This window comes from Pseudoalteromonas sp. MMG006 (assembly GCF_018101025.1).
GTDB lineage: Bacteria > Pseudomonadota > Gammaproteobacteria > Enterobacterales > Alteromonadaceae > Pseudoalteromonas.
In genome coordinates this window covers 89,372-112,349 of record NZ_JAGJEJ010000012.1, presented here as the reverse complement: position 1 = coordinate 112,349, position 22,978 = coordinate 89,372, and the positions used below count along the sequence as shown (strand labels likewise).

Annotated in this window: 17 protein-coding genes; 10 read left to right on the top strand and 7 right to left on the bottom strand. The window is 39.4% G+C overall.

Annotated features, from left to right (window positions below; all coding sequences use genetic code 11):
- Positions 1-180 precede the first annotated feature (180 nt).
- Both gppA and rhlB read right to left on the bottom strand, forming a co-directional pair.
- Positions 181-1,674 carry a guanosine-5'-triphosphate,3'-diphosphate diphosphatase gene (gene gppA, locus J8L73_RS12735; protein WP_211017542.1) on the bottom strand — a complete coding sequence of 498 codons (1,494 nt, stop codon included), beginning with the start codon at positions 1,672-1,674 and terminating at the stop codon, positions 181-183.
- A gap of 44 nt (positions 1,675-1,718) precedes the next feature.
- On the bottom strand, positions 1,719-2,996 hold the full coding sequence (rhlB, locus tag J8L73_RS12730; protein WP_058547680.1) for an ATP-dependent RNA helicase RhlB: 1,278 nt from the start codon (positions 2,994-2,996) through the stop codon (positions 1,719-1,721).
- A gap of 91 nt (positions 2,997-3,087) precedes the next feature.
- On the opposite strand from rhlB, the gene trxA reads away from it, so the two are divergent.
- Together trxA and rho are read left to right on the top strand one after the other, a co-directional pair.
- Positions 3,088-3,414 (top strand): thioredoxin TrxA, encoded by a 327-nt coding sequence (gene trxA, locus J8L73_RS12725; protein WP_002960942.1) that lies wholly within the window; start codon positions 3,088-3,090, stop codon positions 3,412-3,414.
- 181 nt (positions 3,415-3,595) lie between these two features.
- Positions 3,596-4,855, top strand: coding sequence for a transcription termination factor Rho (gene rho, locus J8L73_RS12720; RefSeq protein ID WP_058547681.1), 1,260 nt, complete (start codon positions 3,596-3,598; stop codon positions 4,853-4,855).
- A gap of 65 nt (positions 4,856-4,920) precedes the next feature.
- Here the strand turns inward: rho and J8L73_RS12715 are convergent, their stop codons facing one another.
- Positions 4,921-7,740 (bottom strand): ATP-binding protein, encoded by a 2,820-nt coding sequence (locus J8L73_RS12715; RefSeq protein ID WP_211017540.1) that lies wholly within the window; start codon positions 7,738-7,740, stop codon positions 4,921-4,923.
- A gap of 76 nt (positions 7,741-7,816) precedes the next feature.
- Here J8L73_RS12715 and J8L73_RS12710 point away from each other — a divergent pair, with 76 nt between their 5' ends.
- Positions 7,817-8,389 carry a DNA-J related domain-containing protein gene (locus tag J8L73_RS12710; protein ID WP_211017538.1) on the top strand — a complete coding sequence of 191 codons (573 nt, stop codon included), beginning with the start codon at positions 7,817-7,819 and terminating at the stop codon, positions 8,387-8,389.
- A 22-nt stretch (positions 8,390-8,411) separates the two neighbouring features.
- Here J8L73_RS12710 and dbpA read toward each other — a convergent pair whose 3' ends face one another.
- Positions 8,412-9,800: an ATP-dependent RNA helicase DbpA gene (dbpA, locus tag J8L73_RS12705; protein ID WP_211001210.1), complete on the bottom strand. Its 1,389-nt coding sequence runs from the start codon at positions 9,798-9,800 to the stop codon at positions 8,412-8,414.
- A 200-nt stretch (positions 9,801-10,000) separates the two neighbouring features.
- Between dbpA and J8L73_RS12700 the strand changes: the two genes are divergently transcribed.
- From J8L73_RS12700 to J8L73_RS12690, 3 genes are all read left to right on the top strand, one after another.
- Positions 10,001-12,076, top strand: coding sequence for a TonB-dependent siderophore receptor (locus J8L73_RS12700; protein WP_211017537.1), 2,076 nt, complete (start codon positions 10,001-10,003; stop codon positions 12,074-12,076).
- A 132-nt stretch (positions 12,077-12,208) separates the two neighbouring features.
- Complete coding sequence (locus J8L73_RS12695) at positions 12,209-13,609, top strand: M20/M25/M40 family metallo-hydrolase (RefSeq protein WP_211017535.1); 1,401 nt, start codon at positions 12,209-12,211, stop codon at positions 13,607-13,609.
- A 98-nt stretch (positions 13,610-13,707) separates the two neighbouring features.
- Entirely contained in the window at positions 13,708-14,649 is a 942-nt protein-coding gene (locus J8L73_RS12690; RefSeq protein WP_211017533.1) for a tetratricopeptide repeat protein, read from the top strand.
- Between the two features lie 83 nt (positions 14,650-14,732).
- On the opposite strand, the gene J8L73_RS12685 is transcribed toward J8L73_RS12690, so the two are convergent.
- Positions 14,733-15,638, bottom strand: coding sequence for a DUF808 domain-containing protein (locus J8L73_RS12685; RefSeq protein WP_211017532.1), 906 nt, complete (start codon positions 15,636-15,638; stop codon positions 14,733-14,735).
- Between the two features lie 131 nt (positions 15,639-15,769).
- On the opposite strand from J8L73_RS12685, the gene J8L73_RS12680 reads away from it, so the two are divergent.
- The 4 genes from J8L73_RS12680 to J8L73_RS12665 all read left to right on the top strand — a co-directional run bounded on the left by J8L73_RS12680 (position 15,770) and on the right by J8L73_RS12665 (position 19,089).
- Positions 15,770-16,060, top strand: a complete 291-nt coding sequence (locus J8L73_RS12680; protein WP_211017529.1) for an MliC family protein — start codon at positions 15,770-15,772, stop codon at positions 16,058-16,060.
- Positions 16,061-16,223: 163 nt separating this feature from the next.
- Entirely contained in the window at positions 16,224-17,690 is a 1,467-nt protein-coding gene (gene ubiD, locus J8L73_RS12675; protein ID WP_211001216.1) for a 4-hydroxy-3-polyprenylbenzoate decarboxylase, read from the top strand.
- 109 nt (positions 17,691-17,799) lie between these two features.
- Positions 17,800-18,513, top strand: a complete 714-nt coding sequence (gene fre / locus J8L73_RS12670) for an NAD(P)H-flavin reductase (protein ID WP_211017528.1) — start codon at positions 17,800-17,802, stop codon at positions 18,511-18,513.
- 165 nt (positions 18,514-18,678) lie between these two features.
- On the top strand, positions 18,679-19,089 hold the full coding sequence (locus J8L73_RS12665; protein ID WP_211017526.1) for a CBS domain-containing protein: 411 nt from the start codon (positions 18,679-18,681) through the stop codon (positions 19,087-19,089).
- Positions 19,090-19,140: 51 nt separating this feature from the next.
- Here J8L73_RS12665 and add read toward each other — a convergent pair whose 3' ends face one another.
- Positions 19,141-20,142 carry an adenosine deaminase gene (add, locus tag J8L73_RS12660; protein WP_211017524.1) on the bottom strand — a complete coding sequence of 334 codons (1,002 nt, stop codon included), beginning with the start codon at positions 20,140-20,142 and terminating at the stop codon, positions 19,141-19,143.
- A gap of 139 nt (positions 20,143-20,281) precedes the next feature.
- A complete protein-coding gene (locus J8L73_RS12655) occupies positions 20,282-22,969 on the bottom strand; it encodes a CHASE domain-containing protein (RefSeq protein ID WP_211017522.1) in 2,688 nt (895 codons plus the stop codon).
- Positions 22,970-22,978 lie beyond the last annotated feature (9 nt).

Sequence of the window (22,978 nt, the reverse complement as noted above, 5' to 3'; positions counted from 1 at the left end):
CGGTTTGCTTGCCTCGCTAAGCGTTGCCTGCTCTGCCGTCTCAGTGGGGTCGCATTATAGGGAGATCCGAAAACAGATCAACCCTTTTTTGAAGAAAACGTGAAATAAATGACTGTTCGCGCAATTTTACATCGAAGTGATTACTTTAAACACTAAAAAGGCCCTTTCGGGCCTTTTATTCTAGTTAACTATGAGTTTCCAACCGAGCTTACTTTGTTGTTTAGACTCTTGTTGTAGCTCACTTGCCATTAATGGGTGATCTTTTAACCAATTAGTTTCAAACTTAAGGTCTAAGACTTCATTTTCAGCAATTAACTCTATTTTAGGTAATACGTCATCTTGGCGACGCATTGATAGGATTACAGCAATACGGAGTAATCGCACCAAATACTGCGCAAGTATGCTGTTAGCTCCTAGCGAATCAAAGCACCCTTTTTGGATATCTGAACGATGCGCATTAGCTACTGCTGCAATAACTTTATGCTCTGATTGTGAAAAGCCAGGCATATCTGTGTTTTCTAAAATATAGGCTGTGTGTTTATGGTACTGCTTATACTCTATTAGCAATCCAATTTCGTGAAGTTCAGCCACCGCTTTTAACAAGGGCAATCCATTTAAGCTTTCTATGGGCCAGCTTTGGTTAATTTTACCTGCTAACTGCATTGCAAGACTCGAAACACGATATGCTTGCTTTTGATCAACATGGTAACGATCCATAAAGCCATCGATAGTGCGTTTGCGAATATCGTTATTGTGAAGCTCTGGCACCATACTGTACAAAACACCTTCTCGAAGTGCTCCGCCTGCAAGGCCCATTTTTTCTATTTCAAGTGATTCAAATAACGCGATTAGAATGGCAAGCCCAGATACAAACACAAGCCTACGCTCTTCACTTAAACCTGGTAGGTCTAGTGCTGCAATAGTGCTAAACGCAATAGATTGCTCTTTAATAGTGTAAAGCTTTTCGAGAGTAAGGAGATCATCAAGATTTTGAGCGACCATAATTTCTTGGATAGCTTGCACGGTACCCGAAGCACCAGAAGCAACTTGCCATCCCGTTACTTTATATTCATCGGCAATATCACCTATTACATCTCGCGCCGCTTTAATTGCTGCATCAAAGTTGCTAGTACTTAGCTTGCAGTCTTTAAAATAGCGCTCTAAATAAGTAACACATCCCATATTTAAGCTTTTATAGTGAAGTGCTTCAAAGCCCTTACCTATAACCACTTCTGTACTTGCACCACCAATATCTATAACCAGCTGCTTACCATTACATGATGATGTATGAGCTACGCCCTTATAAATAGTTCTCGCCTCTAGCTCACCACTAATAACATTAATAGTGTGGCCTAGTATTTTTTCGGCTTGAGTTTTAAATACATCGGCATTAGTTGCCAAACGCAGTGTAGCGGTTGCCACTATGGTGATATTTTGCTTTGGAATGTCTTGCAGACGCTCAGCAAAAAGAGCAAGGCATTCCCAGCCTCGCTGCATTGCTTCAGTGCTTAATACGTTATCTTTATCAAGCCCTGCTGCTAATCTTACTTTGCGTTTTACGCGACCTATTGTTTGTAGGCCGCCAGCAATTGATTTGGCAATAAGCATATGAAAGCTGTTTGAGCCCAAATCAATAACTGCATACACATTTTTTTGCGGTATAAGTTGCCCCACCGTTCAAAAACCTCTAGTTACTACTACTTATAGTAACGGCCGAATTACGACCGTCCTTTTTGGTAACTATTATTTGGGCGACGTCCGTTGTTATTACTACGATTACGTGGGCCTGAAGAATAGTTGCGCTTTCTTTGAATAGTAGGCTTTGTTAAATCATCTAGCAATGCTGTTTTATCATAATGTGATAAAGGAATGCTGTGCTCTATATACTCTTCAATTTCATGCAAGTTATAAGCATATTGCTCACAAGCAAAACTAATTGCATGGCCAGAGGCACCTGCGCGACCGGTACGGCCAATTCGATGAACGTAATCTTCACAATCATCAGGTAGATCAAAGTTAAACACATGACTTACTTCAGGAATATGCAAACCACGTGCTGCAACATCTGTCGCGACTAAAAAGTCTAATTCACCTTTAGTGAATTGAGCTAAAATAGACTGGCGTTTTTTCTGGTTAACATCACCAGTTAGCATACCTACACGATGTCCATCAGCTTTTAACCACGCATAAACTGTTTCACAGCTGTGCTTAGTATTAGCAAATACAATTGCTTTGTCTGGCCATTCTTCTTCAATTAAAGTTAACAAGAGCTTAATTTTATCTTCTTGCGAAGGGTGAAACAGCTCTTCTTTAATCCGTTTGCCTGTTTTCACGTCTGGCTCGATTTGAACGTGTTCGGGGTTAGTCATATGTTCGAACGCGAGTTCTTGCACGCGATAAGAAAGCGTTGCAGAGAATAATAGGTTCAATCTTTGCGCTGTATCAGGCATACGACGGAACATATAACGAATATCTTTAATAAAGCCTAAATCGAACATACGATCAGCTTCATCTAGCACGACTACCTCAATTTCATTAAGGGTGTAACAGCCTTGCTTATACAGATCGATAAGGCGACCTGTAGTACCAATTAAAATATCAACGCCTTTTTCTAATTGTGCACGTTGTTTTTCGTAATCTTCGCCACCATATACTAAACCTAAGTTAAGATTACAGTGCGGCGCTAAAATTTTAGCATCTTTGTGTATCTGAATCGCAAGCTCCCGCGTTGGGGCCATGATCAGGGCTCTTGGATGTTTACTAGGTGCTTTGCTAGATTGTAATAACCGATGGCACGTAGCTGTTAAAAAAGCTAACGTTTTACCTGTACCTGTTTGAGCTTGGCCCGCAATATCGCGGCCATCACAAATAAAAGGTAGGCATTTTGCTTGAATAGGTGTGCAATATTCAAACCCATTCTCGGTTAAACCGGCAACCACTTCCGGTGCGATAGCAAAGTCTGAAAACTTTTTATCGGTTAAATGTGTCTTAGTCATAGCGTTTAAGCATAACGTTTAAACTTGCAATAAGAAACAAGAGTGTTTAAATACGCACTAAATATTTCGCCTAACTAAATCGGAGAGCGCAATGAGCGAGAAAATTATCCAAATTACTGACGATAGCTTTGAAGCTGACGTATTACAATCAGACAAACCAGTACTAGTAGATTTCTGGGCTGAATGGTGTGGACCTTGTAAAATGATCGCCCCTATTCTTCATGAAGTTGCTGATGAATACGACAGCCGTGTAACTGTTGCTAAACTAAATATTGACCAAAATGCTGGTACACCACCAAAATTTGGTATTCGTGGTATCCCAACGTTGCTTCTTTTTAAAGATGGCCAAGTTGCTGCAACGAAAGTTGGTGCACTTTCTAAAACTCAACTAATTGAGTTTTTAGAAAACAATATCTAGGTTAAAACCATAAAAAAGGGCTTTTTGCCCTTTTTTTGTGTTTATTTTGTATAAAGACTGGACGCTATGCCAGTGAACTGCTAGTTTATAAAGCCAACTAATCCTTAGTTATATTCAACAAACCTCACTCAACTATCAAAGCGATTTTGAGTATGACAATTGTAATAAAGAACCCACCAATATGCATTTACGCGAATTAAAAGACAAGTCTATAAAAGAACTTGTAAACTTAGCTGAGTCCATGGGGCTCGAAAACGTAGCCCGCTTAAGAAAGCAAGATATTATCTTTGCCATTCTTAAAGCCCACGCCAAAGGCGGAGAGAATATCTTCGGTGGCGGTGTATTAGAGATTTTACAAGATGGTTTCGGCTTTTTAAGATCATCAGAAGCCTCTTACTTAGCTGGCCCAGATGACATTTATGTTTCACCTAGCCAAATTCGCCGTTTCAGCATGCGTACTGGCGATTCTATCTCAGGCCTTATCCGCCCACCTAAAGATGGCGAACGTTACTTTGCTTTACTTAAAGTAAACGAAGTTAACTTTGATAAACCTGAAAACTCTCGCACAAAAATTCTTTTTGAAAACCTTACCCCACTACACGCAAACGAACGCTTTCGTATGGAACGTGGTAACGGCAGTAAAGAAGATATTACCGCCCGTGTACTTGATTTAGCATCTCCAATTGGCCGCGGCCAACGTGGTCTGTTAGTAGCACCGCCTAAAGCGGGTAAAACAATGCTACTGCAAAATATTGCGCAATCAATCACTCATAATCACCCTGATGTTACATTAATGGTTTTACTTATTGATGAACGTCCGGAAGAAGTTACAGAGATGCAACGCCTAGTTAAAGGTGAAGTAATTGCATCAACGTTTGATGAACCAGCTTCTCGCCACGTGCAAGTTGCCGAAATGGTTATCGAAAAAGCAAAACGCTTAGTTGAGCACAAAAAAGATGTCGTTATCTTATTGGATTCAATTACCCGTTTAGCGAGAGCATATAACACGGTTATTCCTTCATCAGGTAAAGTACTTACCGGTGGTGTTGATGCTAATGCACTTCACAAGCCTAAGCGCTTCTTTGGTGCTGCACGTAACGTTGAGGAAGGTGGTAGTTTAACTATTATCGCAACGGCCCTTATCGATACTGGCTCTAAAATGGATGAAGTTATCTACGAAGAGTTTAAAGGTACAGGTAACATGGAACTACACTTAAATCGTAAGATTGCTGAAAAGCGTGTATTCCCTGCTATCGACTTTAATCGCTCAGGTACTCGTCGTGAAGAATTACTTACTAAACCAGATGAGCTACAAAAGCTTTGGATTTTACGTAAGATTGTTCATGAAATGTCAGAGATTGATGCGATGGAGTTTTTAATCGATAAATTATCGATGAGTAAAACCAACGATGAATTCTTTGATTCAATGAGACGCCAATAAGCGCGTTTAAATTGAATAAAAAAAGCGCCTAAGGCGCTTTTTTTATTCGCTAAATATAGAACCGCTTAGCTTTCATTGTATTTTTTAAGTACATGTTGTAGTTCATCCACCAGTATTTTAAAGTCGTTTACGGTGTTGCTTTTTACTCTATTTAACAGTGCTCTATCTAGATTTTTAGCCGCTTGTGCAATTTCATCTAAGCCAAACATTTGTGCAGCCCCTAAAATACGATGACTGTCTTTTTGTAATGCTTCTAAATCTTCATTAATAAAGTGCTGAGTAATCGTTTCACTTTCTAAAGCAAAGCTTTGCTTAAAGCTAATAACCAAATCGCTCATGTCAACTTCACTGTATTTTGATGAAGGTTGATTGTTGTTGCTGTCTAAATGAGCACTCAGCGCTTTATAAAATAAGTCTTTATCAATAGGCTTACCTAAATAACCAGTAAAACCTAGTGCTAAGTACTCATCTACTTCATGACTCATAGCGTTTGCGGTCAACGCAAATATAGGCTGCTCAAAGCCGCATTTTTTAAGTAATTGAAATGCAGCCCGCCCATCCATTACAGGCATTTGAATATCTAGCAGCACTAAGTCAGGGTATTCTTGCAAGCATTGCTCTACAGCTTGCTCGCCATTTTCAACCGCAATTACTTCCAGCCCTAAAGAACGCAGGTAACGACTTATAAGACGCCTATTATCAGGATGATCTTCAGCTAACACCACCCGACCTGATAGTAGCTTTTTAACTTTAGACGATTTGTTTTTTTCAACCACACTTTGTGATTTATCAACCTCTGCACAGGGCAAAAAGAACGAGAACTGGCTGCCTTTTTTATATTCGCTTTGCACACTTATATAACCGCCCATCATTGACGCAAGTTGCTGCGATAAGCTTAAACCTAAGCCGGTGCCACCAAATCGACGGCTAATGCTGTTATCGGCTTGGCTAAAGCATTCAAAAATAAGCTTAAGCTGCTTTGAACTCATGCCAATACCAGTATCTTTTATAATAATAACCAGCCCTTGCTCTGTTTTATTTAAGGCGATAATAATTTGCCCAGAGTGAGTAAACTTAATAGCGTTAGCACATAAATTGATAAGAACTTGCTTAACACGAATAAGATCCAGCTTAGTGTAGAACTCATTACCCACTTGGTTATCTAAAATAAGCTGCAAGCTCTTAGCTTTAGCTTGAGTATAAAACATAGCGTGTACATCGTTTATAAGCTCAACAATATCGAAGCACGAAATATTTAGCTCTAAACGGTTAGCTTCTATTTTACTTAAATCAAGTACATCGTTAATTAAGCTTTTTAAATGATCGCTATGGCGCTGGATCACTCTAAGCTCATCTTTAAGTGATTCTGGCTCGTACAACTCATTAATTAAGGCATCTGTTTGCCCTAAAATAGCCGTTAATGGTGTGCGGATCTCGTGGCTAATATTAGCTAAAAATTGGCTTTTAACATCATTGGCCTCTCTTAACTCTTGCGCCGTAGCTTGTAGCTCTGCAGTACGCTGTGCCACTTGTTCCGTTAAGTGTTGCTTAGCACGTTTTTCAGCTCCTCGTCGTGAAAGAGCTATGCCTGTAACAACAACTAAAAGTAATAGCAAAAATATAAATAAAGTAAGCTGAGAGCGCTGCGACATTTTAAGTTCTTGTACTTTGCGATCTTGCTTAAGTTTTTCTATTTCTTGATTTAATTGGGTGGCTTTGAATTGATGCTGTAAAACAGCTAGTGCATTTATAATTGAGGTACTTCTGAGCTTACGCTGCTCACTAATATACTTTTGCTGTTGAATCATTGCACTTGAGTAATCACCTTTACTCGCATCTAGTAGGGCTTTTGTTCCATAGCTATCTCTAATTATGCGCTCACTGCCATATTCCTGAGCGAGTAAAATAGCTCTTTCTAAGCTTACCTGCGCTTGTTCTAAATCCCCTTTTACAAATTGAATTTTGGCTAGTGCATGAAGCGCATTCAACTCTAAATTATGGTTATCTATTTTAAGCGCATAGAACTCTCCTAATTTAGCTTGCTCGTATGCCTCATCTACTTTTTCTAAAATAAGATTAGCATTTGCTAAATTAGTGTATTGTGTAGACAACTTATTGTAATCATTAGCTGAAATATAATAACTCAACGCTAATTGATAGTAGTGAAGCGCTAAGTCAAATTGATTACTCTCTCTATAAGCAACGCCCATATTATTATAAACTTGCGCTATTCCACTTTTATCACCCAAGCGTTTATAAACTTTAAGCACTTCTTGGTATAAACTAAATGCACTGTCATAGCGCGATAAGCGAATATAAACACCCGCTATATTGAGTAAAATATCCGTCTGGTCTTGCTCACTGCCATGCTCTTCATAAATTGCTTTAGCTTTTAAATAATACTCTAGTGTTTCACCTAATTTATTCATATTAAAATAAGCTAAACCAATGTTATTAAATAGGTTAGCCTGCTCTAATAATTGTTCATTTTGTTTGGCAAGTGCAAGAGTGCGAGTATATTCGATAATCGCTTTTTGAAATAATCCTTGATAGAAAAGCACAACACCTTGCATTTTTATTGCACGAAAGTGCTCTTCAGGAAAAAATGAATCTGACGTATGCTGCTCAAGTAATTTAAAAAAGCGTAAAGACTCTTTAAAATTATCAATCGATAACGCAGAGTCACCTAATGCAGAGTAAACAGCGACACGCTCTTTTTTAGATAGGTTTTGATTGGCAAGTAAAGTATTAGCCAGTTGTAATTTTGGCTCCCATTGCTTTTCATCTTTAAATTGTGCATATAACGAGTCGGCATTTTGGGCATAGCTTGAAGCCATTAGTACACAGCATATAGTAAATAAGAGGCACTTAAACTTGCCCAGCATAATTTTAATCCTTCAAACCGTTACTTATATCAGTGTAATCTTTATTGAAGATACACCAATTACTAGGCCCTAAACAATGCTTAACCCACTGATTGATGAGATTTTTGAGCTAATATTAACAAAGCAAGTTTGGCAAGTTCATACTTTAGCAGCGCAGTTGTCCCATCAAGGAGCCATAGCAACGCTTGATCAAAGCCCTGAGCGCGATTTATTTAAGCGTAACTTTTTAATTATGAACGCATTGTACCAGCTACAGGTACAATTAAAGCCGCAAAACCTAATTATTTCAACTTTACATATCGAGCTTATAGAAAAAGAGGCCAAACATTCACTCGCAACCAGCAATAATTTACGAGATTACTATTTAAATTGGGAGAATTACGACACAAGTGAGCAGCAAGTAGAAGAGTTGTTAAATAGCTTTTGGCATCGTTTTAAAGCAACACCTAAAAAGCATGTATTAACAGATAAAGAATACAATAAGCTGATTTTAAATTGGAATTTACCTGAGAATTTTACACTTAAGGTCCTGCAAAAGCGCTGGCGACAACTTGCGCTGCAAAACCACCCCGACAAACTAAGTGGCTGTGCGGAAAAGTTTAAAAAAATAAAGTTACAATACGAGCAGCTTAAAACCGCTGCTCGTTAATCTGTTAATTTAGTCGTTTAAATTAACGCGTAAGACGACGAGCACGAATTTTACGGCCCTTAATGTTGCCTTCTGTTAGCTTACGTAACGCAGGCTTAGACGAATTGCGCTCTACGGCAACAAATGCAACGTTATCAAGCACATTAATTTTACCTACTTGGCGACCTGCAATACCATCTTTACCCGTTAAGGCACCTAAAATATCACCAGCGCGCACTTTTTGTTTCTTTCCTGAATCAATCATTAGCGTAACCATTTCAGGGCGGTACGGTGGTTTATCTAATAAGTTAAATGATGGCATTTGTTCTGGCGTGATATCACGCTCGTAATGATCGCCAATTTGCGCAACTTTAAATACTTCAGCTTCACCATAAATAGAGCATGCAATGCCCTTTTTACCGGCACGACCAGTACGCCCTACTCGGTGTACATGAGTTTGCGTATCGTGTGCTAAATGGTAGTTAATCACCATATCCATATCATCAATATCCAAACCACGGGCAGCTACGTCGGTTGCCACTAATATAGACGCACTTTTATTAGCAAAGTGAATAAGTGTACGCTCACGATCGCGCTGCTCTAAATCACCATGAAGCGCAACTGCACTAAAGCCCTCGTCGGCTAAATCGTCACACACCTGTTGTGTTTCTACCTTAGTATTACAAAACACAACGCAGCTTTGCGGTGTAAATTTAAGTAATAATAATTTAAGGGTTGGGTAACGCTGTTTATTGTTATCCATTTTGTAGAAGTATTGTTTGATAGTACTTTTTGCTTGCTCTTCTTCTACTTTAATCATTTCTGGGTTTTTTAGCACACGCTTTGCTATAGCTTCTATTGCACGGGGGAACGTAGCGCTAAATAGTAAGGTTTGGCGATTTTGCGGTATACGTTCAATAATAGCGTCAAGGGTGTCTTGAAAGCCCATATCTAACATTTGATCGGCTTCATCAAGTACTAACGTTTCAACATCATCTAAGCGTAATGTACCTTTTCTAATGTGGTCGTCTACACGCCCAGGCGTACCCACAATAATGTGCGCGCCATGCTCAAGCGATCCAATTTGCGGTCCAATTGATACACCGCCACATAACGTTAATATTTTAATATTGTGGATACCGCGCGCTAATTTGCGCATTTCAACCGCAACTTGCTCAGCAAGCTCTCGGGTTGGGCATAAAACTAACGACTGAATACGAAAGCGTTTTACGTTTAATTTAGCCAATACACCTAAGCTAAACGCAGCCGTTTTACCTGAACCGGTTTTTGCTTGCGCAATAATGTCTTTACCCTCAAGTACAGGTGGCAGGCTTTGCGCTTGCACAGGTGTCATTTGCGAATAGCCGAGTGTTGATAAGTTATCAACTAAACCAGCAGGTAAAGCCAAAGATGAAAATGCAGTAGAAGTCACAGTTAGTTCCAAAATAATAAAAAACAACACAGGGCATAGCCCACAAATATGGTCCATATAATAGCAGAATTCATATTGGGCAACCATTAATACCCAATTTTCAGATAGCTTGTTAAACCTTGTTAATAAAGATGTTGAAAATGATACTAGTTTTCATTAAGATCCGTGAAAAATTAACACAATGACATTGGATGTAACGAATGAAACTGAACTCTTTATACCTAGCACTTGTAGCTGCAAGCTCAAGCGTTTTTGCTGCCCCCGCCGATATAGAGCGAATTCAAGTTAAAGGTAGCTACTTCAACGACTACAAAGTCGATAACGCTAATGGTGCTATGAGAACATCAGCTTCATTATTAGAAACAGCGCAATCAGTAACTGTTATTAGCGATACAATAATTAGCGAGCAATTAGCAACCACGCTTGGCGAAGTGCTTACCAACGATGCAAGTTTAACGGCAGGATCACAGCAACGTAACCGTGAAGTATTTAACCTTCGTGGTTTTGAGTTAAGCTCAGGTACTGGCTATCTACGTGATGGACACCAGCATTGGTCGCACTATCAACAACCAATCGAAATCCTTCAACAAGTTGAAGTTATTAAAGGTCCTTCAAGCATTTTATATGGTCAATCAGGTCCTGGTGGCTTGGTGAATATGGTAACAAAAAAACCAACGACGAAAACGTTACTAAACGCCTCAGCTGATGTTGACCAGCATGGTTCAACTCGCTTTATGGTTGATGCTGGCGGCGCACTAACAGAAGCTGAAGATTTACGTGCACGCGGCATATTAGTTAAGCAAGATGTAGACTACTGGCGTGAATATCAAAATGGTGAAAACCGTGAGCGAGACCGCTTTTTAGGTGCTGTAGTCGTCGATTATGAAATTAGCGATAATGCACTTGTACGTGTTCATTATGACCGTACAGATGACAAAGCAGGCCTAGATACGGGTGCATGGATTGATGATAACGCCAATGTTATTGGCGACGATAAAACTATTCGTGATATGTCATGGGCATTTACTGATATCACTGTAGAAAACGTAGGTATCGATTTTAACGTATTCTTATCTGACAACTGGAAAGTAAACCTAGGTTATAATGAGCAGACTTTTGAGCGCCAACGCTTTGAGTCATCTCCTAGTCGCAATTCTTACGACACTCAAACTAACACATACACTTCGAACCCATACGATCGTTTTGATGATTGGCAATTCACCACTGCATTTATTGATTTTATTGGTGAATTTGAAACGGCTGGCATACAGCACCAATTTCTAATTGGTGCTAACTCGCTTGACTACTATTATGGTCAACTACGCACATCTGCTGATTCATTTAGTTTTACAGCAGGCCAAAATGAACCTGCCCGCCCAGATGTCAGCTATAAAACTGATCTCACTAAAAGCGAAACTGAATATGACTACTACGGTGTATACGCCCAAGATTTAATTACTTTTTCACCACAATGGCAAGTGTCTGTTGGCGGTCGCTTTGATAAGCAAACACGTGAAGGACAAAATAACGAGTCGTTTTTGCCTAAATTCGGCGTACTTTATCACCCGAATGCATCTGCAACTATTTATGCCAGTTATACAGAAGGTTTTGAGCCACAAAACGAAACCATTACTAACGAAGAAGATATCAACTTTGGTATGAAAATAGATGCTGTCACCTCTGAACAAAGAGAGCTTGGTATTAAATGGCAGCTATTTGATGAGCGTTTAATGCTTAGCGGTGCTATTTTCGATATAAGTAAAAATGGAACCTTAGTTACAGAACAACTTGAAACACCTATCGGTTCAATTACCTCTGAAACAAACCAAGTTGGTGAACAGCGCCATAAAGGTTTTGAAATGGCAGCGCAAGGTGCAGCTACTGACCGCTTATTTGTTATGGCATCAACTATGTATTTAGATGCTAACTATGAAAGAGCGAACGAAAACCTACAAGGTAAACGCCCTGTAGATGCCCCTAAATGGTCAGCATCTCTGTGGACTCGTTATGAGTTAAATGATGCAATTACTTTTAATGCGGGTGCCTTTTATGAAGGTGAACGCTTTGCTGATAGCGATAACTCTATTACCAAAGATGCCTATACACGTGTAGATGTAGGTGCAACTTATAAATTTATTATGAGTAATACTGATATAAATCTTCGCCTTAACGTTGAAAACCTATTTGATACTGATTACTTAGGTGGCGGCGGCAATGGTAATGTAACTATTGGCGAAGGCACTAACTTACGCCTAGCGGCACAATTTAATTTTTAAGATTAAATACGTTAAAAAAGCCCGCACTGTGTAAAAAAGTGCGGGCTTTTTGTATTTTGTCTCATTGTATTTTTTAGCCAAGGTATTTAATGGTTTAATAGCTATTAAGTTTCTTACAAGCCAAGGTTAACAATGAAGAAAATAATTACAACAATACTGCTCGCCAGCAGTTTTTTAGCCAGTGCCGCTGAGCCCGAATTTAGCACTGAGCAATTAAAACAAGTGACGCAGGTTCGAACAACCGCGCTTAATAGCAGTTTGAGCTATGAACTGCTTGAGTCTTTGACTACTGAAGTTGGCCCGCGTTTACCCGGTACAGACAACGATAAAAAAGCAGTGGCATGGGCCAAAGCAAAATTTAACCAACTTGGTTTTGATAAAGTATGGCTTGAAGAAGCAACCTTTCCTGAGTGGCGTCGATACAGCGAAAGCGGAAAAATACTAACCCCAAGCGAGCAGCCGCTTCATTTAACTGCACTTGGTAACAGTATTAGCACACCAAAAGAGGGAATTACAGCCACCGTAGTGTTGTTCGAAACGCTTGATGAACTAATCGCAGCCCCAGCAAATAGCTTAAAAGGTAAAATAGCCTATATTAATTACCGTATGAACCGCCATATCGACGGTAATGGTTATGGCCCTGCGGTAAAAGCACGCGGTACAGGTGCGATAGAGGCGTCTAAAAAAGGCGCTGTTGCCTACATGATGCGCTCAGTAAGCACTGGCCATCATCGTTTTGCTCATACTGGCGGTAGTTACTATAAAGACGGCGTTAAAAAAATACCTAACGTGACGATTGCCAACCCTGATGCGGATCAAATTGCCCGCTTAGTAGCCTTAGGCAAAGACGTGTCAGTAAACATTAACGTGCAAACCGAAAATTTAGGTGAAGGCACAGGCTATAACGTAATAGGCCAGTTTAACGGCACTGAAAACCCTGAACAATATGTATTAATTGGCGGCCATTTAGATTCTTGGGATTTAGGCACAGGTGCATTAGATGATGGTGCTGGCGTAGCACTAACTATGGCAGCTGCTAAACATATTAGCGATGTAAAACGCCCTAAGCGCAGTATTCGCGTTGTGCTTTTTGCAGCAGAAGAACTTGGCCTTTGGGGAGCAAAAGCTTATTTTGCAAAACATAAAAACGATTTACACAACATAGTTGCAGCTACTGAGTCTGATTTTGGCGCAGATGTAGTATACGGGTTTGAATCGAATGTAGATGCGGCATCACTCCCTGTTGTACGTGCTATAGCAAAAGAACTGGCGTCATTAAATGTTGAGTATATTGGTAAAAATCAAGCCAATGGCGGACCTGATTTGATTCCGCTTAAAAAGGCAACATCGGCACCTATATTTGAACTTGCCCAAGATGGTACCGACTACTTTGATTACCACCACACAGCTGATGATACGCTTGATAAAGTAACGCCTGCAAAGCTGCGCCAAAATACAGCTGCCTACGCGGTATTTGCTTTAATGGCAGCAGATGCAAAAACAACAATTAAACCAAAAACTCAAAATAAGTAATAACAGACATACTTACTTACAGTTTGCAGCTTTAATTAATACGCTCCTTGGATTACCTTTAACATAAATTAATTAGGTAAAACAAGGAGTGTGTTTGTATGTTGCTTTTCAATACGAGTCAATCTTTCCCTCACTTTACACAAACACAGTGCTGCCCAAACTGTAAAAGTGATGCCTACCATTTAGTAAATCAAAGCTGCTTTTTACGCTTTACTATTATACCTGTCATTCCTTTAAAGCTGAGCTATAAGCATGAATGCTATCAATGTGGATACAGTGAACCGACTCAAGTAAAACACCTTCCCTTAATTGAAAAACTCAGTTTACCTAAATACTTTATTGGGATTTTTTTAATACTTTTAGTTATCTGTTTTTTTTATCAACAGTATTTAGATGCACAAACACAAAAACTAGAGTATTTAAATAACCCTAAAGCCTACGATACCTACTTGGTACAAGCAGACAAATTCACACACGAACCCTTAACGCTAACCAATTTAAAAGTGGCGCAAGTTTTAAGTTTTGACGATCAATTTATTACTTTTCAGGTAAGTAACTACAGCTATAAACGTAATAATGGCATTACTACAGCAATGCGTACCAGCCTATTAGTACAAAGAGATTACTTTTCAACTGACAAAATTACTTTGCCTCGTAGCGAAGTAAGAAGGCTCTATAACGACGATGTGATTTACGATGTGCTGCGCCCATCAGCAAATAGTTTATATGGTGGGTTTGTAATGTTTCCGCCTAAACCAAAACCCCTATATAAAGGCTTAAAGCTCGACAAAAATAACCAACAAGGCATTACGTATTTTAAAAACGGACAGTATAGCGATGCGCTTGAGAGTTTTATTATTGCAGCAAATGCCGGATCGCAATGGGGGCAGTTAAATCTTGCGCAAATGTACAGAGATGGGCAAGGCGTAACTAAAAATACGCAAACAGCAAAACATTGGTTCGAGCAGGCAATAGCACAAGGAAATAGCAAAGCTAAATATGAGCTAGAACAGCTTTGTGAAAACAACCAATGTAAATAAGCTAAATTGTGGTTAAATAATTATTAGTATGCGCTTTAATGCAAATACAAAGCTAAGCGCAGCCTAAAAAATTTACATAACAGCTATTTTTTAAATGTTTTTGTATAAGTCACGTGAATAAGAACAACACATAAACCAGCTATCACACCTAGCAAACCATCAAAAATTAGGGGAGCTAAAACCTCTCCAGTACCATTAAATAAAGATTTACCAATGCTAGTGACTTCTAGCTGCCAATGATGAAGTAACTCAATACCGTGAGATAAAATACCACCGCCCACTAAAAACATAGCAACGGTGCCAGCAAAGGCTAAAAATTGCATAAGGCGAGGCGCCGCCGCAAGTAAGCTTTTGCCTAGTAACTCTTTAAATTTATTAGCCGATACCTTTGATTGATTTAATAAATAAAGCCCTGCATCATCAAGCTTAACAATACCTGCCACTAAACCATAGACGCCTATGGTCATAATAATTGCGATTACGCAAAGTACTAATGCTTGATTAACTAAAGTAGCTCCGGCAACAGTGCCTAAAGTAATGACTATAATTTCGGCTGAAAGAATAAAGTCAGTGCGTATAGCTCCCTTTACTTTTTGTTTTTCATACTCAACTAAATCAAGTTTCTCACCTTCATTTGTTACTTCTTCATGATGAGGTAAAAACTTAGCGAATACTTTTTCAGCCCCTTCAAAACATAAAAATAATCCACCAATCATTAAAAGCGGTGTTATTAACCATGGCAACCACACACTAATTAATAGCGCTGCGGGTACCAAAATAGCTTTATTTAAAAACGAGCCTTTAGCGACAGCCCACACTACTGGTAGCTCTCGCTCTGCAGCCACGCCCGTTACTTGTTGTGCATTGAGGGCTAAATCATCACCTAATACACCAGCGGTTTTTTTAGTAGCAACTTTACTCATTGTTGCTATGTCATCAAGTAAGGTCGTTATATCGTCTAATAAAGTTAAAAGGTTTATACCTGCCATGTTGCTTCCTAGCTAAAAAATAATGCTATCAACATAGCTTAATCAGACATTTTCACCAACGGTTAATTTTGCTTTGTTATGCTGATAAAAAGCAGTAATAGCTTGTGACAAACTTAAACAGGGAGATATTAATGAAAGCACTCGCGGTTATTTTAATAAGTATGTTTTTTTTATCTGCCTGTGACAACGAGTCTACGAGTACCCGCTATTTATGTAATAACCACACTGTAGAGCTAACAACTCAAAATGAGGCTGCAACTCTTACCTTAAATAAGCAGACCTATTCGTTAACAAAAGAGCCCAGCGCTTCTGGAGTAAAGTACATTAGTGAACGCGTGTTGTTTTGGTCAAAGGCGAATGAAGCCATGTTATTTGTATCTGGCAATAAATACCGCTGTAAACTAACAAACGCTAACTTGTAATAGCGTGATGCTGCCTATAAAAGTCTTATTGTACTAATCCTTTTTTTATTAACCTGCGTAATACTAGCCGAGCTTTAACCATCGCCTTTGCTAAATAACTGCACATGCATTTGCTATTTAGTTGGGTATAATACTTTCACTTTTTGCTTAATAGCGGCCCATAATGAAATACAAAGATTTACGTGATTTTATCGATTTGCTGGAAAAAAGAGGCGAACTTAAACGCATTACCCAAGAAATCGACCCGTATCTTGAAATGACCGAAATAGCCGACCGTACATTGCGTGCAAAAGGCCCGGCATTATTGTTCGAAAATCCTAAAGGACACAGCATGCCTGTGCTTGCTAACTTGTTTGGTACACCTAAACGAGTAGCTATGGGAATGGGCCAAGAAGATGTGAGCGAACTTCGCGAAGTAGGTAAATTACTCGCCTTTTTAAAAGAGCCAGAGCCGCCAAAAGGTATTAAAGAAGCACTAGGGCAATTACCGGTATTTAAGCAAGTACTTAATATGCCAGCTAAAGAAGTTAAAAAAGCGCCTTGTCAGCAAGTGATTTTGGAGGGTGACGAGGTTGATTTGACCAAACTACCAATTCAACATTGTTGGCCAGGGGATGCTGCTCCGCTTATTACATGGGGATTAACCGTTACTAAAGGGCCTTACAAAAAACGCCAAAACCTAGGTATTTATCGTCAGCAGTTATTAGGTAAAAACAAAATTATTATGCGCTGGTTGTCACACCGTGGTGGAGCGCTTGATTTTCAAGAGTGGTGTAAAGAACACCCAGGCGAGCCGTACCCGGTATCGGTAGCATTAGGCGCAGATCCTGCCACTATTTTAGGTGCGGTTACGCCTGTGCCAGACACATTAAGCGAATATGCGTTTGCAGGCTTATTGCGTGGTAGCAAAACGGAAGTAGTAAAGTCTATCTCTAACGACTTACAAGTACCCGCCAGCGCTGAAATAGTGCTTGAAGGCTATATAATGCCAGGCGAAATGGCACCAGAAGGGCCATACGGCGATCACACCGGTTACTACAACGAAGTAGACGACTTTCCTGTAATGACGGTGACTCACCTAACACACCGTAAAGATCCAATTTATCACAGCACCTTTACTGGTCGTCCGCCTGATGAGCCTGCTATTTTAGGTGTTGCACTAAACGAAGTGTTCGTGCCTATATTACAAAAACAGTTTCCTGAAATAGTCGACTTTTACTTACCACCGGAAGGCTGTTCGTACCGCATGGCTGTTGTAACTATGAAAAAACAATACCCAGGCCACGCCAAGCGCGTAATGATGGGTGTATGGTCATTTTTACGCCAGTTTATGTATACAAAATTTGTAATTGTATGCGATGACGATGTTAACGCGCGTGATTGGGAAGACGTTATTTGGGCTATTACTACCCGCATGGACCCTGCACGCGACACTACATTAATAGAAAACACCCCTATTGATTATCTCGACTTTGCATCACCTGTATCAGGGCTCGGTTCAAAAATGGGAATGGATGCGACCAACAAATGGCCTGGTGAAACCACACGAGAATGGGGCGAACCTATTGTTATGGATAAAGCCACGAAAGAGCGTGTAGATGATATTTGGCAAAGCTTGAATATTCTGTAAACGTTTATATGTAAGTACATAACAGGCTATAAAGTAACCCTGCAGATATGCTAGAATCTATACATTCTATTGCGTATCTGCTGCTTAAAGCGCTACTAAAAGGTAAAAAATGCAAACATTAAAAGCTGAAGTTGTAGCTATCAGCCCACTTACAGAATTTGTACATAAAGTAATTTTAAAGCCTCAACAACCTGTTACGTTTGAAGCAGGCCAATACATGCAATTAGTACTAGGTGAAAAAGACAAACGTGCGTTTTCTATTGCTAGCCGCCCTTCACAATGTGACGAAATTGAATTACACATTGGTGCCTCGGGTGCAGACTCATATGCTATGCAATCGCTTGAACATCTTCGTAGTGCCTATGCTGATAATACTCCGGTAGATATTGAAGCAGGCCTTGGGGTATCGCAATTACGCCTTCAGTGCGAACGCCCTATTATTTTACTAGCCGGTGGTACTGGTTTCTCTTACGCAAAATCAATGGCTGATCATTTAGCTGAAATTAATTGTGATCGCCCGGTATTATTTTACTGGGGTGTAAAAGAAGAATCAGCTTTATATGCACACACTGAAATGCAAGCCTGGGCAGACAGTAACGAAAACTTTAAGTTTATTCCTGTTGTAGAAAACCCATCGGCTAATTGGCAAGGTCATACTGGCTACGTACATAAAGCTGTGATGCAAGATATTGTATCGCTCGAACCTTACGATATTTACATGGCGGGTCGCTTTGACATGATAGGCATTGTTCGTGATGACTTTATCACTCACGGCGCGATACGTGAAAACATGTACGCAGATGCTTTTGCCTTTATTAAGTAACAAGGCATAAAATATTGAAAAAAGGCACCTCCTCGGTGCCTTTTTTATTGCATAAACTTTAGACAGTTAATCGGTATTACCTATCAACTATATCAATATAAACAATTTCCTAAAAACACATCTATAAACCATACTTTGTATAGAACATCAGCGGGAGAGACCCAAATGCTAAATACAAAAGTAAAAGATTTTATGCAACGCAAGTTGCCAAACATTACACCTAATACAGAAATGACCACAGCCATTGCAGAGCTACAAAAATTTAAATTACTTGGCGCCCCTGTATTTGACGAGCACAAATCACTAGTTGGATTTATATCCGAGCAAGAGCTACTTAAACCACTGACGCAAAGCAGTTATTTTTGCGACGGAATGGTTAAAGTGTCTCAGCTTATGCAAACTAATGTGGTCACCGTTAGTGGCGATACCAACATTATTGAGCTTGCAGAGCAAATGAAAACAGGTAAACCTAAAAATTACCCTGTAGTAGACGGCGTTAAAGTTATAGGCATGATTAGTAGAGCAGATGTACTTAAGGCACTCTACGATAACTACATTAGCTGCCAAACGCACTAAATAATAGTTACAAAAATGCCGCTTTAAAGCGGCATTTTTAATACTCTAAAATTAACGTGCACTAACGAGCGCTGAAAGCTCTTTTTTGTCATCGTCGCTTAAAAATGCAATTTCTAAGGCATTTGCTTGGGCTTTTTCCATATCGGCTTGCGTTAGGCCTGCTTTAGGTGCTGCTACTAAGTACTCATGTTCAATTTCAATCCCTTCAACAGCAGGGTCGTCGGTGTTAATACACGCCAAAATCCCATGGTCTAAAAATTGTTTAAGCGGATGTTTAGTTAAGTCGTTGACTGTACTTGTTTGAATGTTACTTGTTAGGCACGATTCAATACCAATACGGTTATCACGTAAGTAGTCCATTAATTTAGGATCTTCAATAGCTTTAACGCCATGGCCGATTCGGCTTGCACCTAATTCATTAATTGCTTGCCAAATGCTTGGGGCACCGAGCGCTTCACCTGCATGAATAGTTGACGCTAAATAAGCACCACGAACTTGCTTAAAGTGATCAATAAATAGCTCGCCCGGAAAACCAATTTCGTCCCCCGCTAAATCAACAGCAACTAAGTCGTTTTTAAAAGCAAGTAATGCCTCAAGTTCATGCTGACATGTTTTTACGCCATAAGTACGCGATAAAATACCAATTAAATTGGCTTTTATATTTGTGCCCTGTGTTGCTGATTTAATACCGTCAACAACAGCCTCGACTACGCCCTGTGGGTGTAAACCTTGGCTTTGTGCCATGTAGTAAGGGCTAAAGCGAAGCTCAACATAATCTAAGCCCTGTGCCTGAGCATCTTCAATGTTTTCAATTGCAATACGTCTGCATGCATCATAATCACCGAGTACTGTAACGCCCCAATCTAACTTTTGTAAAAAAGCCATTAAGTTTGGTTCAGGGTCAATCACTTGCACATGAGGAATAAGCGCCTCTACGTTATCTGCAGGTAACTCAATATTAAACTGACGACCAAGTTCTAATATGGTTTGCGCACGTACATTACCATCTAAGTGGCGATGAATGTCTAGCAGAGGTATTTTTTTATTTATCATAATAGCTACTCGGTTAGGTTAAAATTGCGCGCATGATACGCAGGTACAGTTATTTTTCAAGTGTAGAGCAGTTAAAGTAAATATTAGCGGTCATATGTCTGCTTTTTACTCAAAAAGTGAACAAAATAAAAGTTGTTCACTAACGTTGATGAGATAAGTGATGCCATAAAGTTTTAAATAAGGTATTCGCTTCTATGGGCTTGGTAATATAATTATCCATGCCACTTGCGACTGCTTTTTTTACATCATCATCATGTGCATTAGCAGATAGCCCAATAATTGGGAGTTCAAGTAAACCTAACTCGTTACGAATAACTCGGGTAGCTTCAAGCCCGTCCATTTTTGGCATTTGTATATCCATAAGCACTAGGTCATATGTATTTTCTGTGAGCTTCTCAATAGCCTCAAAACCATCATTAGCAATGTCAGCAACGCATCCTTTTGTTTTTAAAATGGCGCTCGCTACATGTTGGTTTAACGGGTTATCTTCTACGAGCAGTATTTTGTAGGTATCGAGTGTAAGCATGCTTACATCTATTTCATCGTATTGCTGTTTTATTTGCTCAGCTTTAGGAAGCGGTGAATAAATAGGTAAGCTAAATGTAAAAGTAGATCCATGCCCTTCATGGCTACTTAAATCTATGGCCCCGCCCATTAATTCGACCAATTTTTTGCATATACTTAAGCCTAAGCCTGTACCGCCATACTGACGAGAGGTAGAGCTATCAGCTTGCGCAAATGGCTTGAATAACTGTTTTTGTGCCTTTTCACTAATTCCTATACCGGTGTCGTTAACACTAAAATAAGTCATTTTTTTAGACTGCCATACCTTAAGCGTAATACTGCCTTTAGCAGTAAACTTAATTGCATTATTAACTAGGTTTAACAGCACTTGTTTTAACCGAATAGGATCGGTTTCAATAACTAAATTAGTTGATTTATCGTAATCAATATTAAAGTCTAATGCTTTTGCTTCAATATCAAATTGCAGTAAATTAGCCACCTCTTCAGTAAGCTTATCTACTCCTATAGGCTCTTGTACTAAATCGAGCTTTCCAGCCTCCATTTTTGAAAAGTCGAGCACATCATTTAACACCCTTAGCAGCACACTCAGTGCGCCGTCTGCTTGTTCGATATAACTTCGCGCTTGTTGCCAATCACTCTGCTGTAACGCTAAATAATGAAGCCCTTTTATACCGTTTATAGGCGTACGCACTTCATGGCTCATATTAGCTAAAAACTGGCTTTTTATTTGATTCGCTTCATCTGCTTTTTGTTTTTCAAGTCGCAATATTTTAGTTTGCTTTGCAACTTGCTCACGAATTCGTATGTTAGTGCCGGTGACCGAAATTAAAAATATTATTAATAACCAAACAAATAACATACCTACAATTTGTGCGAGCCAGTAAATTAACCAAGATTCTCTTTGTATCGGCTGATAAAGCTCTACATGCCACACGCGCTTACCAACGAGTAACTTATATTCTTTTAATGGCAGTAGTTGTTGGTGTTTAGCAATAAAAATAGGTTGCGCGCTATTCTCTAGCGTCGTATCGGTAAAGCTCACTGCAACATTGTTATTTTTATTAAATAATAACGAGTTAGATAACCGCTCTAAGCTAACAACGGCAACCACAAAGCCTTTAAAGTCATCCTCTGTTATATTATTTCCAAACACAGGGTGAAAAAACAATACACCTCGCTCAGATTCATTTTGCACTAAATTTAGCGGCTCGCTTATTACAAGCTCATTGAGCACTTTAGCTTTAATTAACGCTGAGCGTCTAATTTCATTTGAAGCAAGATCAAAACCAATAACATCTTCATTTCCTGCTAAGGGGTGCGCGTATTGAACGGGGTAATAAAAGTCTCGTGGAGTAACTGGCTGCCAACGTCCGTTCTCAGCTTCTTCTTTTAAATCATAACCAGCCAGCTCAGTGTTTTTATTAGCCTGTTTAAATGCAGTTAATTGGTTGTGTGGAAGGTACGGCACCCATTCAAAAGCTAAAATATCTTCGCTATAACTAAGCTGTTTAGAGGTAAATTGCTTAAATTCGGTAAAGCTCACTTCATCACTGCTAGAAAAAAACGTTGCTAAAAGTGCTAAATGTGCTGTTATTTCGTTGATTTGGTTATTTATGGCATCTTGCGTGGCTAATATTTTAAGCTCTGATTTTTGAATGTTTTTTTCTTTTTTTGCGCTCGCAGCACCGTAAAAACTAATACTGATTAACGCATAAATTAACAACGAAGGCAGTATTACTTGTAGGCGGTAATTTACATTTGAATAATTAAATGCCGCCAGCATAAGTGGAGTAAAGATAAGCACACCAATGCTATCTCCTATCCACCAAGCAATAAAAGTATCAGACCAAGCATAACTTGGGATCACGCCGTTAAAAATTAATAAACTAGTGCCCACGCCAGCGGCAAAAACACAACATAGAGGACCTGCAACAATCGAGCTTTGAACGCAGTGTTTTAAAGAAGATAAATCAAGCGGGGCTTTTATTACTTTTATAATAAGCTGTGCACCAATCCACGCTTGTAAAGTAGAGGCAAGAGTTACAGCCGCAGCATGAACGAATACGCTGAGCTTAAAAATTTCTAATACATTTTCTAAATGTATAAAGTTAGTTAAAAAAGCACCAACAAATACACCTAAAAAAGACCTTCGCCCCCAAATCAAAAAACCTGCGAGCGCAATGCCTGAAGGCGGCCATGCTGCAACTGCATAACCGTCTATTGCTAAAAGTGAATTGCTAAAATATCCAGTAAAAAAATAAGCACACGCTAAACCAAAAGTAATAAAAAAAAGCTGTTTCAACGCCTGCGC

Coding starts and splice junctions, on each gene's coding strand:
- rho (WP_058547681.1), top strand. CDS start 3,596: ATGCATTTACGCGAATTAAAAGACAAGTCTATAAAAGAACTTGTAAAC.
- J8L73_RS12710 (WP_211017538.1), top strand. CDS start 7,817: ATGCTTAACCCACTGATTGATGAGATTTTTGAGCTAATATTAACAAAG.
- rhlB (WP_058547680.1), bottom strand. CDS start 2,996: ATGACTAAGACACATTTAACCGATAAAAAGTTTTCAGACTTTGCTATC.
- fre (WP_211017528.1), top strand. CDS start 17,800: ATGCAAACATTAAAAGCTGAAGTTGTAGCTATCAGCCCACTTACAGAA.
- J8L73_RS12665 (WP_211017526.1), top strand. CDS start 18,679: ATGCTAAATACAAAAGTAAAAGATTTTATGCAACGCAAGTTGCCAAAC.
- J8L73_RS12715 (WP_211017540.1), bottom strand. CDS start 7,740: ATGCTGGGCAAGTTTAAGTGCCTCTTATTTACTATATGCTGTGTACTA.
- J8L73_RS12690 (WP_211017533.1), top strand. CDS start 13,708: ATGTTGCTTTTCAATACGAGTCAATCTTTCCCTCACTTTACACAAACA.
- trxA (WP_002960942.1), top strand. CDS start 3,088: ATGAGCGAGAAAATTATCCAAATTACTGACGATAGCTTTGAAGCTGAC.
- J8L73_RS12685 (WP_211017532.1), bottom strand. CDS start 15,638: ATGGCAGGTATAAACCTTTTAACTTTATTAGACGATATAACGACCTTA.
- J8L73_RS12700 (WP_211017537.1), top strand. CDS start 10,001: ATGAAACTGAACTCTTTATACCTAGCACTTGTAGCTGCAAGCTCAAGC.
- add (WP_211017524.1), bottom strand. CDS start 20,142: ATGATAAATAAAAAAATACCTCTGCTAGACATTCATCGCCACTTAGAT.
- J8L73_RS12695 (WP_211017535.1), top strand. CDS start 12,209: ATGAAGAAAATAATTACAACAATACTGCTCGCCAGCAGTTTTTTAGCC.
- J8L73_RS12680 (WP_211017529.1), top strand. CDS start 15,770: ATGAAAGCACTCGCGGTTATTTTAATAAGTATGTTTTTTTTATCTGCC.
- ubiD (WP_211001216.1), top strand. CDS start 16,224: ATGAAATACAAAGATTTACGTGATTTTATCGATTTGCTGGAAAAAAGA.